This is a genomic window from Pseudonocardia oceani, from assembly GCF_019263585.2.
Taxonomy (GTDB): domain Bacteria; phylum Actinomycetota; class Actinomycetes; order Mycobacteriales; family Pseudonocardiaceae; genus Pseudonocardia; species Pseudonocardia oceani.
Genome location: NZ_JADQDF010000001.1, coordinates 1 through 14,163, shown reverse-complemented (window position 1 = coordinate 14,163; position 14,163 = coordinate 1). Strand labels below are relative to the sequence as shown.

12 protein-coding genes are annotated in these 14,163 nt (G+C 74.7%); 5 read left to right on the top strand and 7 right to left on the bottom strand.

Annotated features, from left to right (window positions below; genetic code table 11):
• Window positions 1-13: 13 nt before the first annotated feature.
• Window positions 14-424 (top strand): PaaI family thioesterase, encoded by a 411-nt coding sequence (locus I4I82_RS00060; protein WP_218594969.1) that lies wholly within the window; start codon window positions 14-16, stop codon window positions 422-424.
• Window positions 425-547: 123 nt separating this feature from the next.
• Here I4I82_RS00060 and dinB read toward each other — a convergent pair whose 3' ends face one another.
• On the bottom strand, window positions 548-1,762 hold the full coding sequence (gene dinB, locus I4I82_RS00055) for a DNA polymerase IV (protein ID WP_372451491.1): 1,215 nt from the start codon (window positions 1,760-1,762) through the stop codon (window positions 548-550).
• On the opposite strand from dinB, the gene I4I82_RS00050 reads away from it, so the two are divergent.
• Window positions 1,763-3,517 (top strand): acyclic terpene utilization AtuA family protein, encoded by a 1,755-nt coding sequence (locus I4I82_RS00050; protein WP_218594373.1) that lies wholly within the window; start codon window positions 1,763-1,765, stop codon window positions 3,515-3,517.
• Window positions 3,518-3,565: 48 nt separating this feature from the next.
• On the opposite strand, the gene I4I82_RS00045 is transcribed toward I4I82_RS00050, so the two are convergent.
• The 6 genes from I4I82_RS00045 to I4I82_RS00020 form a co-directional block, all read right to left on the bottom strand.
• A complete protein-coding gene (locus I4I82_RS00045; RefSeq protein WP_218594968.1) occupies window positions 3,566-5,098 on the bottom strand; it encodes a hypothetical protein in 1,533 nt (510 codons plus the stop codon).
• Window positions 5,099-5,381: 283 nt separating this feature from the next.
• A complete protein-coding gene (locus tag I4I82_RS00040) occupies window positions 5,382-6,119 on the bottom strand; it encodes an IclR family transcriptional regulator (RefSeq protein WP_226369799.1) in 738 nt (245 codons plus the stop codon).
• A 21-nt stretch (window positions 6,120-6,140) separates the two neighbouring features.
• Window positions 6,141-7,049, bottom strand: coding sequence for a PDR/VanB family oxidoreductase (locus tag I4I82_RS00035; protein ID WP_218592854.1), 909 nt, complete (start codon window positions 7,047-7,049; stop codon window positions 6,141-6,143).
• Window positions 7,046-7,228 (bottom strand): hypothetical protein, encoded by a 183-nt coding sequence (locus tag I4I82_RS00030; protein ID WP_218592853.1) that lies wholly within the window; start codon window positions 7,226-7,228, stop codon window positions 7,046-7,048. Before I4I82_RS00030 ends, I4I82_RS00035 begins: the two co-directional genes overlap by 4 nt.
• Window positions 7,228-8,286, bottom strand: coding sequence for a Rieske 2Fe-2S domain-containing protein (locus I4I82_RS00025; RefSeq protein ID WP_218592852.1), 1,059 nt, complete (start codon window positions 8,284-8,286; stop codon window positions 7,228-7,230). Before I4I82_RS00025 ends, I4I82_RS00030 begins: the two co-directional genes overlap by 1 nt.
• Window positions 8,283-9,608, bottom strand: a complete 1,326-nt coding sequence (locus I4I82_RS00020; protein WP_218592851.1) for an MFS transporter — start codon at window positions 9,606-9,608, stop codon at window positions 8,283-8,285. The genes I4I82_RS00025 and I4I82_RS00020 overlap by 4 nt, the downstream gene beginning before the upstream one ends.
• 145 nt (window positions 9,609-9,753) lie before the next feature.
• Here I4I82_RS00020 and I4I82_RS00015 point away from each other — a divergent pair, with 145 nt between their 5' ends.
• The 3 genes from I4I82_RS00015 to I4I82_RS00005 are packed head-to-tail and all read left to right on the top strand — an operon-like array spanning window position 9,754 to window position 14,131.
• Entirely contained in the window at window positions 9,754-10,380 is a 627-nt protein-coding gene (locus I4I82_RS00015; protein WP_218592850.1) for a TetR/AcrR family transcriptional regulator, read from the top strand.
• The gene (locus I4I82_RS00010; RefSeq protein WP_218592849.1) at window positions 10,374-12,107 is read left to right on the top strand and encodes an ABC transporter ATP-binding protein; all 1,734 of its coding nucleotides are present in this window, start codon (window positions 10,374-10,376) and stop codon (window positions 12,105-12,107) included. The genes I4I82_RS00015 and I4I82_RS00010 overlap by 7 nt, the downstream gene beginning before the upstream one ends.
• Window positions 12,104-14,131 carry an ABC transporter ATP-binding protein gene (locus I4I82_RS00005; RefSeq protein WP_372451527.1) on the top strand — a complete coding sequence of 676 codons (2,028 nt, stop codon included), beginning with the start codon at window positions 12,104-12,106 and terminating at the stop codon, window positions 14,129-14,131. The genes I4I82_RS00010 and I4I82_RS00005 overlap by 4 nt, the downstream gene beginning before the upstream one ends.
• The last annotated feature ends 32 nt before the right edge of the window (window positions 14,132-14,163 follow it).

Below are 14,163 nucleotides of genomic sequence, written 5' to 3'. Positions count from 1 at the left end.
GGAGGGTGCGGGGGTGACCGACTCCCTCGCCGAGCGGGCCGCGGCCGCGCTCGCCATTCCGCTGCAGGTGGCGCTCGAGGCGCGTGCGGCGGACCCGGCCGACCCGACGGCCGGGGTGGTGTTCCCGGTGCTGGGGCTGGCCATCAACCCGGGCGGCACGCTGCACGCCGGGGCCCTGGGCGCGATCATGGAGCTCACCGGGTTCCTGGCCCTGCTCCCGCACCTCGACCCGTCCGAGCACGCCGTGACCCACCACATCTCCACCCAGATCCTCAGCCCCGCGCGCCAGGGCGAGGAGGTGCACGTGACGGCCGCCGTGGAGCGGCGCACCCGCCGCCTCGGCTTCGTCACCGCCACCGCCGTGGCCGGCAACCGGCTCGTCGCCCGCTCGCAGATCACGAAGTCGGTGATCGAGATCCGCTGAGCCGATGCTCGGGAGAGCCGGACGCCCGCCGGTCCGGGGCCTGCGGTCCCGGGCTGTCGGCCCAGCCGCCTTCCGGCGCGCAGGTCGCGTCCGCCGCGCCGGAGGTCGGCGGCGGGCGGGTGCTCAAGGTCCGTCGGGCAGCAGCGGCACCTCCAGCGGGGCGCGGGTGTGCAGGAGGGTGCCGCGGGTGACCGAGCGGGCGCCGAAGCGGGCGCGCAGGTCGTCGAGGGTGGAGTCGAGCCCTGCGCCCGCCGCGCGGTCGAAGGGCAGGGCGAGCTGGACGGCGTCGTCGTCGGTGAGGTTGCCCAGCGACACCCCGAGCAGCGTGAGGCCGCGCTCGCGGATCATCGGCAGCGCGGCGGCCAGGAGCTCACGGGCGGCCGAGAGCAGGGTGGCGGTGTGGGCGGTGGCCTCGGGCAGCGTGTGGGAGCGGGTGGCGCGGGAGAAGTCGCCGAAGCGCAGCCGCAGCACCACCGTGCGGCTCACCCGCTGCCCGCCGCGCAGGCGCCGGCCCAGGCGGTCGAGCGTGCCCGCGAGCAGCGCGTCGAGCTCCTCGTCGGTGCGTTGGCGGCGGCCCAGCGCCTGCTGGGAGCCGATCGAGCGCCGCCGTTCGGTGGGGCGCACCGGGCGGGGGTCGCGGTTGTGGGCCAGCGCGTGCAGGTGCCGCCCGCCGGCCGGCCCGAGCATCGACACGAGCGCGGCCTCGCCGACGGCCGCCACCTCGCCGACCGTGCGGATGCCCATCGCGTGCAGCTTCTCCGTGGTGACGGCGCCGACGCCCCAGAGCCGCCGCACCGGCAGCGGGTGCAGGAACGCGAGCTCGCCCTCGGGCGCGACGCGCAGCAGCCCGTCGGGCTTGGCCACGCCGCTGGCCACCTTGGCCAGGAACTTCGTGCGCGCGACGCCGACCGTGATCGGCAGCCCCACCTCCCGCGCGACGCGCTCGCGCAGCCGCGCCGCGATGTCGACCGGCGCCCCCGCGATCCGCCGCAGGCCGCCGACCTCGAGGAACGCCTCGTCGATCGAGATGCCCTCGACCAGCGGTGTGGTGTCGCGGAACACCGCGAACACGTCCTTGCTGGCCTGCGAGTAGGCCGCCATCCGCGGCGGCACCACGATCGCCTGCGGGCACAGCGCGCGCGCCTGCCGCCCGTTCATCGCCGTGCGCACGCCCCGGGCCTTCGCCTCGTAGCTGCAGGCCAGCACCACCCCGCCGCCGACGATCACCGGGCGCCCGCGCAGCCGCCGGTCGTCGCGCTGCTCGACCGACGCGTAGAACGCGTCGAGGTCGGCGTGCAGCACGGTGGCGTCGTCGGGCGGTGGCTCGGGCACGAACAAATGTTCGCATCGACCCCCGACAATGTCATCGCCTACGGTGCGACGGTGACGCGACCGGTGATCATCGGCAACTGCTCGGGCTTCTACGGCGACCGCATCACGGCGGCGCGCGAGATGGTCGAGGGAGGCCCGATCGACGTCCTGTGCGGCGACTACCTCGCCGAGCTGACGATGCTCATCCTCGCCAAGTCGCAGGCCAAGGACCCGTCGGTCGGCTATGCGAAGACGTTCCTCACGCAGGTCGAGGACGTGCTCGGCACCTGCCTGGAGCGCGGGATCAAGATCGTCGCCAACGCGGGAGGGCTCAACGCCGCCGGCCTCGCCGACGCGATCCGCGCGCTCGCCGAGCGGCTCGGCCTCACCGTCGCCGTCGCCCACGTCGAGGGCGACGACCTGCGCGGCGACCTCACCGCGATCACTCCGCCGGTCGTGGGCAAGCCGGTGTCGGCCAACGCCTACCTCGGCGGCTGGGGCATCGCGGAGGCGTTGGCCGCGGGCGCGGACGTCGTCGTCACCGGGCGCGTCACCGACGCCTCGCTGGTGGTCGGCCCCGCGGCCTGGTGGCACGGCTGGTGCCGCGAGGACTGGGACCGCCTCGCCGGCGCCGTCGCGGCCGGCCACGTCATCGAGTGCGGCCCGCAGGCGACGGGCGGCAACTACCCCTTCCTCGACGAGATCACCGACCTGCGCTACCCCGGCTTCCCGATCGCCGAGGTCGCCGCCGACGGGTCGTCGGTGATCACGAAGCACCCGGACACGGGCGGGCTGGTATCGGTCGGCACGGTCACCGCGCAGCTCCTCTACGAGATCGCCGAGCCCGCCTACCTCGGCCCGGACGTCACCACGCACCTGGACACCGCCGTGCTCACCCAGGACGGCGGGCACCGCGTCATGATCTCGGGCGTGCGGGGCAGCGCGCCGCCGGAGACGCTGAAGGTCGCGCTCAACGACGCCGGCGGCTTCCGCAACACCATGACGTTCGTGCTCACCGGCCTCGACATCGAGGCCAAGGCGGCGCGCTGCGAGGCGATGCTGTTCGACCTGCTGGGCGGGCGCGAGCGCTTCGCCACCACCGACGTCCGGCTGCTCCGCCACGACACCGCCGACGCCCCCGAGAACGCGCTCGCCACCGCGCACCTCAAGGTCACCGTCATGGATCCCGACCCGCGCGTCGTCGGCCGCGCGTTCTCCGGCGCCGCGATGGAGCTGGCACTGGCGGGTTACGCCGGGTTCCACACGACGACGCCGCCGACGTCGGAGTCGGCGTACGGGATCTACCGGCCCGCCGCGGTGCCGCGCTCGGCCGTCGAGCAGGTCGTGGTCCTGCCCGACGGCACCCGCAGCGTCGTGGCCGATCCGCCCACCGGCCCGGTGCCCGCGCCGCCGGAGCACCCGGCGGCGGCGGTGCCGGACGGCCCGACCGTCCGCGCCCCGCTGGGAGCGGTGTGCGGCGCGCGCTCGGGCGACAAGGGCGGTGACGCCAACGTCGGCCTGTGGGCACGCGACGACGCCGGCCACGCCTGGCTGCGCGCCCACCTCACCGTCGAGCGCCTGCGCGAGCTGCTCGGCCCGGAGGCCGCCGACCTGCGCATCGAGCGCTACGAGCTGCCCGCGCTGCGCGCGATCAACGTCGTCGTGCACGGCCTGCTCGGGGCCGGCGTGGCGTCGACCGCGCGGCCGGACCCGCAGGCCAAGGGGCTGGGGGAGTACCTGCGCAGCCGCATCGTGGACGTCCCCGCGGCACTGCTGCCCTGAGCCGCGGCGCGCTGCCGGGCCCGCACGACCCGGCAGCGCGCCGCGCGGTCAGCCCAGCAGGCCGCCGACGACCGGCACGGCCCCGAGGAGGTCGCCGGAGTCCGAACCGGAGTCGCCGGAGCCGGAGTCGCCGGAGCCGGAGTCGCCGGAGCCGGAGTCGCCATCGGACCCGGAGCCCGAGGACGAGTCCGAACCGGAGCCGTCCGACGAGGACTCGGGGGAGGACTCGGGGGAGGACTCGGGGGAGGACGAGGACGAGTCCGATCCGGACCCGCCGCCCAGCAGCCCGGTGACGGTGCCCAGCACCGGCACCTCGGCCGTCCGGATCTCGGGCAGCTCGACGTCGGGCAGGTCGAGGACCTCCGTGTCGCCGAGCTCCAGGGCGGGCGTCTCGATGGTCGTGGCCGACAGGCCCAGCGACGGCACCGTGATCTCCGGCTCGGGCCCGAGCCGCACCACCTCGGCGCTCTCGACGGTGAGGCCCGGCAGCGTCGCCGACGTGGTGCCCAGCCCGACCGGGCCGACGTCGACCTGCCCGACCGCGGCGTCCGGGAGGTCGACGACGGTGTCGGTGGTGCCGACCCCGATGCCCCCCTCGTCCACGACCACACCGAGGTCAGGGGTGACGACCTCCACCTCGCCGACGGTGACCGGCGGGGTCGTGACCGGGCCGACCGGGGTGGGCGGCAGCGTGATCCCGGGGACCTCGACCTCCGGGGTCGCGACGTCGGGCAGCGGCACGGTGACGACCGGCGCGGTGGGCGCGGTGCCGGGGTCGGCGGGGGTGCCCGGACCGGCGCCGGGGCCGCCCGTGCCCGGGTCGACGACACCGGGGGCACCCGGACCGCCCGCACCCGGGTCGACCGCGCCCGGGCCGGTGGGACCGGGAACGGCGGTGCCCGGGTCGCCGGGGACCGCCGGGCCGGTGGGCGTACCCGGAGCGGCGGGGCCGCCGGGCGCACCGGGAGCGGCCGGGACGCCGGGCAGCGCCGGACCGGCGACCGGGAGACCGGCTGCGGGAAGGCCGGCCGCGGGGAGGCCTGTGGTCGGCGCCAGCGCGGAGCGGCCGATGTCGGCGCCGCTCACCGGGGCGGTGTCGACGGCGGACAGCGCGGCGGGCAGGCCCGCGGCGGCGAGCGCGATCCCGGGCTCGAGCAGGCCGGGCCGCGCGGTCTCCGAGCCGGTGCCCGACCCGTCCGCGGTGGCCTCGGACTCCTCGGCGTCGGCCTCGGGGGAGGGCAGCAGCAGCGCCTCCTCCAGCGAGGTGGCGCCGAACAGCGCGCCGACGACGAACATCGCGCCCGCGGCCGCGGACACCTTGCGGACGGCGCGCACCGGGTGCACCTCGGAGGCGGGCTCCGGCTCGGGACGGGAGTGGCCGCGCGGGACCAGCGGGCGGTCGAGCGCGCGGCGGGCACGCCCCTCGCGCCGCAGGAGCGCCGACACCGCGACGGGCTCACCGGGCGGGCTCGCGGGGCGTGGCACGGCGCCGGCCGGCGGGGAGTACCGGCACAGCAGGTCGGCGACGGAGATCGCGTGCGCCGGACGGGACCGACGTCGGGGGGAAGCGAGCGGATCCACGGTCGGGGGCCTTCCGAGGGGTGGTGAGAGGTGGAGCGGCGGGGAGACCCGATCGTGGACCTACTCGTCCGTTGTCGCTAGATGTTGGGCGACCGTTCACCGAGAGTCACTCTTTCAGCGCATTGCCGCTGATCGCCCGGAGTGGACCGCTGGTCGTGCCACTCGTCCGGGTGACACATCCGGTTACGGTGTCCGGCCGAGTACGGCCGTCCGGTGTGGGCGATTGATAGCGATCGAGAAGGTCGTGGGCGGCACGGTCGGCGCTGCGCGGCCACTGTGGAGCTCAGCCCAGCGCCCGCCCGATCGCGCGGGCGCTCGTGCGCACCAGCGGGGCCAGCGCGAGCGGCGACGCGCTCCCGTGGCGCACGACCAGCGACACGGCCGCCACCACGGCACCGCGCCCGTCGTGCACCGGCGCCGCGACCGACAGCGCGTCGTCGGTGACCTGCCGGTCGCTCACCGCGAAGCCGTTGCTCCGCACGTCGGCGAGCATGCCGCGCAGCGTCCGCGGGTCGGTGACGGTGTGCGGGGTGTAGCGCTCGACCGGCCCGGCCAGCGCCTCCTCCTGCACCTCCGCCGGCGCGTGCGCGAGCAGCACCAGTCCGACGCCGGTGGCGGTGGGCGCGAACCGCCCGCCCACCCGCGTGAGCACCGGCACCGCGCCGGACCCGGCGATCCGCTCGACGAACACCACCTCGACGCCCTCGCGCACCGCGAGCTGCACGTTCTCGCGCGTGATCTGGCTGAGGTCCTCCAGGAACGGCAGGGCCCGCTCGCGCAGCGCCGACCCGCGGGGGGCCAGCGCCGCCACCTCCCACAGCCGCAGCCCGACGCGGAACCGCCCGTCGTCGCCGCGCTCCAGCGCGCCCCAGCCGACGAGCTCGCCCGCGAGCCGGTGCGCGGTCGAGACGGGCAGGTCGGCGCGGCGCGCCAGCTCCGAGAGGGTCTGCGCGGGGTGCTCGGCGGAGAACGCGCCGAGCAGCCGCAGCCCGCGGGCGAGCACCGGACCGGGACGGGTCACCGGCCCCACCTCCTGCGGCTCTCAGAGATCGAGCACGAGTCTCGCGCACGCGGCGCGGGACACGCACACGAACATCGTGTCGTGCGCCGCCCGCTCGTCGGCGGTGAGCAGGGCGTCGCGGTGGTCGACCTCGCCCGACAGCACGCCGGTCTCGCACGTGCCGCAGGTGCCCTCGCGGCACGACGACAGGATCCCGACCCCCGCGTCCTCCAGCACCTCGAGCACCGAGCGGTCGGCCGGCACGGCCAGCGTCGTCCCCGAGCTCGCGAGCTCCACCTCGAACGCCCCCACCGGCCCGTCGACGGCGACCGCCGCGAACCGCTCCACGCGCGCCTGCGCACAGCGCGCCTCGACGGCGGCGAGCAGGGGAGGCGGCCCGCAGCAGTAGACGAGCGTCCCCTCGGCGTCGAGCCCGTCGAGGTCGAGCAGGCCGTGCTCGTCCTGCGGGCGGAGCTCGACGCGGTCGCCGTGCGCGGCGCGCAGGTCGTCGGCGAAGGCCATCGAGGCGGCGGTGCGCCCCCCGTAGAGCAGCCGCCACTGCGCGCCGGCGGCCGTGGCGGCGTCGAGCATCGGCAGGATCGGGGTGATCCCGATGCCCCCGGCGACGAAGACGTAGCGCTGCGCCGGTTCGAGCGCGAAGTGGTTGCGCGGGCCGTCGACGCGTACGGTGTCGCCCGCGCGCAGGGTGTCGTGGACGAACGACGAGCCACCCCGCCCGTCGGGCTCGCGCAGCACGGCGACGCGCCACGACGTGCGGTCGGCCGGGTCCCCGCACAGCGAGTACTGCCGCACCAGGTCGTCCTTGAGCACCAGGTCGACGTGCGCGCCGGGCTCCCACGCGGGCAGCTCGGCGCCGGACGGGTCGCGCAGCCGCAGCGCGACCACCCCGTCGGCCACCTCGGACCGGTCGTCGACGACGAGCTCGATCACGCCCTCGCCCCCACCAGCTCGGGCGCCGCCGGCACCTCGTCGCCGTGGCCGACCGGGTGCGCGAGCAGCCACTCCCACACCTGCACCGGTCCCTCGGCGAGGTGCTCGGCGCCGCAGTGGCAGACCCCGCGCAGGCGGTCGCTGCCGGGCACCCAGACGACCCGGACCACACCCGCCATCAGGCGCGCACCGCCCCGGCGGCCCCGGCGAGCTTCTCCAGCATCCGCCGGGCCGCGAGACCGCCGGTGTCGATGTTGATCGACAGCTCCTGGTAGCCCGCCGGCTCGGTCGCGATCACGCGCTCCAGGACGTCGAGCGCCTCGACGTCCTGCAGGACGACGGTGCGGTTCTGCTCGGCGAGGAAGTCCGAGACCTGCTGGTCGTCGCGGGCGAAGTCGCGGGCGACGGCCCAGAAGTCGTGCGTGGAGTTCTCGGTCTCCGGCGTGATCGCGTAGACGACCTCGACGTGGAACGCATCGGGGTCGCTCCCAGCCACACCGTTCTCGGCAGGTCGGGGCACCGACCCGACCGGCGCGATCCGGCTGTGCAGCAGGTACAGGCACGGCGGCGTGTACTCGATGTCCTGCCAGCGCGCGATCCGCCCGGTCAGGCCGGTGGAGCGGGAGTAGAAGGGCGGGCACTCGGCGTCGTCCATGTGCCGGGTGACGCGGACGACGCCGGCCTCGTCGTCGACCTCGGTGGTGATCGGCGTGCCGGCCACCTCGGGCGTGCCGATGTAGCCGCCGTGCAGGTAGGTCTCGTGGGAGAGGTCGAGCAGGTTGTCCACGAGCAGCCCGGCGCGGGCGGCGAGGGGCTCCATGCCCGAGACCGTCGTCCACTCCGGGTCGGCGAGCCACGGCGCGCGCGGGATGCGGGTGGTGGCGGCGCGGTCGGGGTCGCCGATGAACACCCAGACGAACGAGTCCTGCTCGACGACGGGGTAGGAGCGCAGGCGCGCCGTGCGCGGCACGCGGGTCTGGCCGGGCACCGCGACGCAGCCGCCGTCGGCCCCGTAGGTGAAGCCATGGTAGCCGCAGACGACCTGGTCGCCCACGAGCCGCGTCGGCGCCTGCGACAGCGGGAAGCGGCGGTGCACGCAGCGGTCGGACATCGCGGTGACCTCGCCCGCCTCCGTCCGCCAGAACAGGATCGACTCGCCGCACACGGTGCGGGAGAACAGCTCGTGGCGGATCTCGCGGCCGTAGGCGGCCACGTACCACTGGTCCTGGACGATCACGTCAGCTCCTTGGTGGGGGTGGCGACCGGCGCGGCGGCCGGCAGCAGGGTGAGGACGGCGGCGACGGCGACGAAGACCGCGCCGACGACCAGGTAGAGGTTCTGCGGGGTCGCGCCCGCGTCGAGGAAGATCCCGGCGAGCGCGGGGGCGAGGATCGCGCCGGCGCGCCCGATGCCCAGCGCCGTGCCGACGCCGGTGGTGCGGACGCCGGCGTCGTAGACCCCGGGGGTCAGGGCGTAGATGCCGGCGACGCAGCCGTTGACGAACAGGCCGATCAGCGCGCCCAGCGCCAGTGCGACCGCGAGCGAGGACGTCGAGGCGATGAACACCGCGAGCAGGGCGGCGGTGACGAGGAGGTAGCCGATCAGCACCGACCGCAGCGCGAACCGGGTGGCGAGCAGGCCCAGCAGCGCGGCGCCGAAGATGCCGCCGACGTTGAGCAGCGTGCCGCCCGCGATGCCTTGTCCCGGCGTCAGCCCGGCCTCGACGAGCAGCGTGGGCGTCCAGCTCGTCACGAAGTAGAAGCCGGCCATGACGCCGAAGAACACGGCCCACAGCACGAGCGTGGTGCGCCGCAGCGCGGGCGAGAGCAGCGCGCGGAACCCCGCGCCGACCCCGCCGGGCGCACCGGTGGCGTCGGGCAGCCGGTCCTGGACGGGCAGGCCCATCCGGGCGGCGAGGGCGTTGACGCGGTCGAGCGCGCCGACCGGACGGCGGCTGAGCAGGAAGTCGACCGACTCGGGCAGGCGCCAGAACACCAGCGGGATCGCCACCAGCGTCACCACGCCGCCGAACAGGAACACCGCCCGCCAGCCCTGGCCGCCGATCAGCACGGCCGCGACGACGCCGCCGAGGGTGGCGCCGAGCGCGTAGCCGGTGGAGTTGAGGCTGACGGCGAACCCGCGCCAGCGCCGGTTGGCGTACTCCGAGGCGATGACGTTGCTGCTGGCCAGGATGCCGCCGATGCCGACACCGGTGACGACCCGCAGCAGCCCGAGCTGCACCGGGCCCTGAGCGGCCGAGGACAGCAGCATCGCCGCGCTCGCCACGGCCAGGCAGCCGAGGATGACCGGCCGGCGCCCGATCCGGTCGGCCCACGGCGCCACGAGCAGCGACCCGAGCGCCATCCCGACCAGCCCGGCCGAGAGCAGCAGCCCGGTCTGGGCGCCGGTCAGCCCCCACTCCGCCGTGACCGACGCGGCGGTGAACGCCATGACCAGCACGTCGAAACCGTCGATCATGTTGAGCAGGACGCAGACGGCCACGATGCCCCAGCGGAAGCGGGTCATCGGTCCGTCGTCGAGGGCTTCTCGCACGCTCATGCGGCACTCCGTCGTGTCGTCGTGTCGTCGTGTGTGGATCGAGCGTGACGGCGACCGCTCGCGAGACGAACGGTCTTTCCGGATGCCGGAAGACCAACACCGATATCGGGTGGTTGGTGAGTACGCGCTCAGTTAGGCTGGCGGAGTGACCGCCGCCCGTTCCCGCGCCCGCAGGCTCGCGCCGGAGGACCGCAGGCGGGCACTGGTCGACGCCACGCTCCCGCTCGTCCGCGAGCACGGGCTCGCCGTGAGCACGCGGCAGATCGCGGAGGCCGCGGGCGTCGCCGAGGGCACCATCTTCCGGGCGTTCCCCGACAAGGACGCGCTGCTCCGGGCCGTGTTCGCCGCGGCCCTCGACCCGGCGCCCACGCTGCGCGCCCTGGGCGGCGTCGACCGCTCGCTGCCGCTGCGCGCCCGGCTCGTCGCCGCCGTCACCGTCCTGCAGCAGCGCTTCGAGGAGGTCTTCCGCCTCGTCGACGCCCTGCACGCCGCCAACCCCGAGCACTGCCCGCCCGGCTCCGGGCCCGAGCCGCACGACCCCCGCGCGCTCAACGCCGCGTTCGCCGAGGCGCTCGCCGACGTCGTCGGTCCCGACGGCGACGCCCTGCGCGTCCCCGTCCCGGAGTTCGCGCGCGTGCTGCGCCTGCTCACCCTCTCCGGCACCCACCCCCGCCTGTGCGACGGGCAGCCGCTCACCGCCGACGAGATCGTCGGCACCCTCCTCGACGGCCTCGCCGCCGCCCCCACCACCACCGAGGACACGTCATGCTGATCCGGCTCCTGCGGGAGTACCTGCGGCCCTACCGCCGCCCGCTGCTGGCGGTCGTCGTCCTCCAGTTCGTGGGGACGATGGCGGCGCTCTACCTGCCCAGCCTCAACGCCGCGATCATCGACCAGGGCATCGCCCGGGGCGACACCGGCTACATCGTCACGACCGGCGGTTGGATGCTGCTGGTGACGCTCGTGCAGATCGTCTGCTCGGTCGCCGCCGTCTGGTTCGGCGCGCGCACCGGCATGGGGTTCGGCGCCGACGTGCGCGCCGCGCTGTTCCACCGCGTCGGCGGCTTCTCCGCCCGCGAGTTCAACCGCTTCGGCGCCCCGTCGCTGATCACCCGCACCACGAACGACGTCCAGCAGGTGCAGATGCTCGTGCTGCTGTCGTGCACGATGCTCGTCACCGCGCCGATCATGTGCGTGGGCGGGGTGTTCATGGCGCTGCGCGAGGACGTCGGCCTGTCCTGGCTGGTGGCGGTCTGCGTGCCGGTGCTCGTCGTCGCCATCGGGCTGATCATCGTGCGGATGGTGCCGCGGTTCCGCGTCATGCAGGTCCGGATCGATGCGGTCAACCGCGTCCTGCGCGAGCAGATCACCGGCATCCGCGTGGTGCGCGCGTTCGTCCGCGAGCCGGTCGAGACCGACCGCTTCGCCCGCGCCAACCACGACCTCACCGACGTCGCCACCAGCGCCGGGCGGCTCCAGGCGCTGATCTTCCCCGTCGTCATGCTCGTGCTCAACGTGTCGAGTGTGGCGGTGCTGTGGTTCGGCGCCGAGCGGATCGACGCCGGCCAGATGCAGATCGGGGCGCTCACCGCGTTCCTGCAGTACCTCCTGCAGATCCTGATGGCCGTCATGATGGCCACCTTCATGGCGATCATGATCCCGCGCGCCGCCGTGTGCGCCGACCGCATCGGCGAGGTGCTCGACACCGACTCGTCCGTCGGGCCGCCCCGGAAGACCGTGGTCCCGGAGCGGACCGACGGCGTCGTCGAGTTCGCCGGGGCGGGGTTCCGGTATCCGGGGGCCGCCGCGCCGGTGCTGTCGGACGTGTCGGTCACGGCGCTGCCGGGGCAGACGACGGCGGTGATCGGCAGCACGGGAGCGGGCAAGACGACCCTGCTGTCGCTGGTGCCGAGGCTGTTCGACGTCACCGCGGGCGCGGTCACCGTCGACGGCGTGGACGTCCGGGAGATGGACCCGGAGGTCCTCTGGTCGCGGATCGGGCTGGTGCCGCAGCGGCCCTACCTGTTCACCGGCACCGTCGCGAGCAACCTGCGCTACGGCAAGCCCGACGCCACCGACGACGAGCTGTGGGCGGCCCTGGAGATCGCGCAGGGCGCCGACTTCGTCCGCGAGATGGAGGGCGGGCTCGACGCGCCGGTCTCGCAGGGCGGCACCAACGTCTCCGGCGGGCAGCGCCAGCGGCTCGCGATCGCCCGCGCGCTGGTCCGGCGCCCGGAGATCTACCTGTTCGACGACTCGTTCTCCGCGCTCGACCTCGCCACCGACGCCCGCCTGCGCGCCGCGCTCAAGCCGGTCACCGCTGCGGCGACGGTGGTGATCGTCGCGCAGCGCGTGTCGACGATCGCCGACGCCGACCGGATCGTCGTCCTGGAGGACGGCGCCGTCGTCGGGGTCGGGCGGCACGAGGAGCTGCTCGAGACCTGTCCCACCTACGTCGAGATCGTGCAGTCCCAGCTGAGCGTGGAGGCCGTGGCATGAGCGCGCCGGCGAAGGAGAGCCCCCAGCAGGGCGGGCCGGAGCAGGACGCCGAGACCGCCCAGGCGGCGCGCGGGATGGCCGCGCAGCGCCGGGGCGGCGGTCCGCCGTGGGGCGCGGTCGGGCAGCCGGGGGAGAAGGCGTCCGACTTCCTGCCGTCGGTCAAGCGGCTCGCGCGCCGGCTCTCGCCCGAGCGCACGGGCGTCGTCGCGGTGCTGGTGCTGTGCGTCGTGAGCGTCGCGCTCAACGTGATCGGGCCGCTGCTTCTGGGCCGGGCCACCGACGTCATCTTCGCGGGGGTCATCGGGCGCTCGCTGCCCGCGGGCGTCACCGCGGAGCAGGCTGCCGAGTCCGCGCGCGCCGCGGGCGACACGACGACCGCCAACCTCATCGCGGTCCAGGACATCGTGCCCGGGTCCGGGATCGATTTCACCGCGCTGTCGATGGTGCTGCTCGCCGTCATCGCGCTGTACCTCGCGGCATCGGTGTTCGGCTACGCGCAGGGCTACCTGCTCAACGGCATCGTCCAGCGCACGATCTACCAGCTGCGCCGCGAGGTCGAGGACAAGATCCACCGGCTGCCGCTGCGCTACGTCGACTCCCAGCAGCGCGGCGAGGTGCTCAGCCGCGCCACCAACGACATCGACAACGTCTCCACCAGCCTGCAGCAGACGCTGAGCCAGCTGCTGACGTCGCTGCTCACCGTCATCGGGGTGGTGGTGATGATGTTCGTGGTGTCGCCGCTGCTCACCCTCGTCGCCCTGGTGACGATCCCGGTCTCGCTGTGGCTGACGAAGGCGATCACGCAGCGGTCGCAGCCGCAGTTCGTGGCGCAGTGGCGCCACACCGGCCGGCTCAACGGGCTGATCGAGGAGGCCTTCACCGGCCACGAGCTCGTGCGCGTGTTCGGGCGGACCGCGGAGGTGGAGCGGCAGTTCGCCGAGCGCAACGACGACCTGTTCGGCGCCAGCTTCCGCGCCCAGTTCATCAGCGGGATCATCATGCCGGCGATGATGTTCGTCGGGAACCTGAACTACGTCGTCGTCGCCGTCATCGGGGGGCTGCGGGTCGCCTCGGGCACGATGAGCCTGGGCGACGTGCAGGCGTTCATCCAGTACTCGCGGCAGTTCACCCAGCCGCTGACGCAGGCGGCGTCGATGGCGAACGTGCTGCAGTCCGGCGTCGCGTCGGCGGAGCGGGTGTTCGAGCTGCTCGACGCCCCCGAGCAGTCGCCCGACCCGGCGGTGCCGGCCACGCGCACGGAGCGCCGCGGGCGGGTCGCGTTCGAGCACGTCGGGTTCCGCTACCTGCCCGACTCCCCGCTGATCGAGGACCTCTCGCTCGTCGCCGAGCCGGGCCAGACCGTCGCGATCGTCGGCCCGACCGGGGCGGGGAAGACGACGCTGGTCAACCTCGTGCTGCGGTTCTACGAGCTCGACGCCGGGCGGATCACGCTCGACGGCGTCGACATCGCGACGATGGCGCGGGCCGACCTGCGCTCCGGCATCGGGATGGTCCTGCAGGACACGTGGCTGTTCGGCGGGACGATCCGCGACAACATCGCCTACGGCAACCCGTCGGCGACGCCCGAGCAGGTGCTCGACGCGGCGCGCGCCACCTACGTCGACCGGTTCGTCCGCAGCCTGCCCGACGGCTACGACACCGTGATCGACGAGGAGGGCTCCAACGTCTCGGCGGGGGAGAAGCAGCTCATCACGATCGCGCGCGCGTTCCTCGCCGACCCGTCGCTGCTCATCCTCGACGAGGCCACCAGCTCGGTCGACACCCGCACCGAGGTGCTGGTGCAGCGGGCGATGGCGGCGCTGCGTGGATCGGGTTCGGGCAGCGCCCGCACGAGCTTCGTCATCGCCCACCGCCTGTCCACGATCCGCGACGCCGACCTGATCCTCGTGATGGAGGCGGGCCGGATCGTCGAGCAGGGCACGCACGAGCAGCTGCTCGCCGCCCGGGGTGCGTACTGCGCGCTCTACAACGCCCAGTTCGCCGCGGCCGCGGCGGACCTGTGACCGGAGGACCCGCATGCTGCTCGACGGCGTGA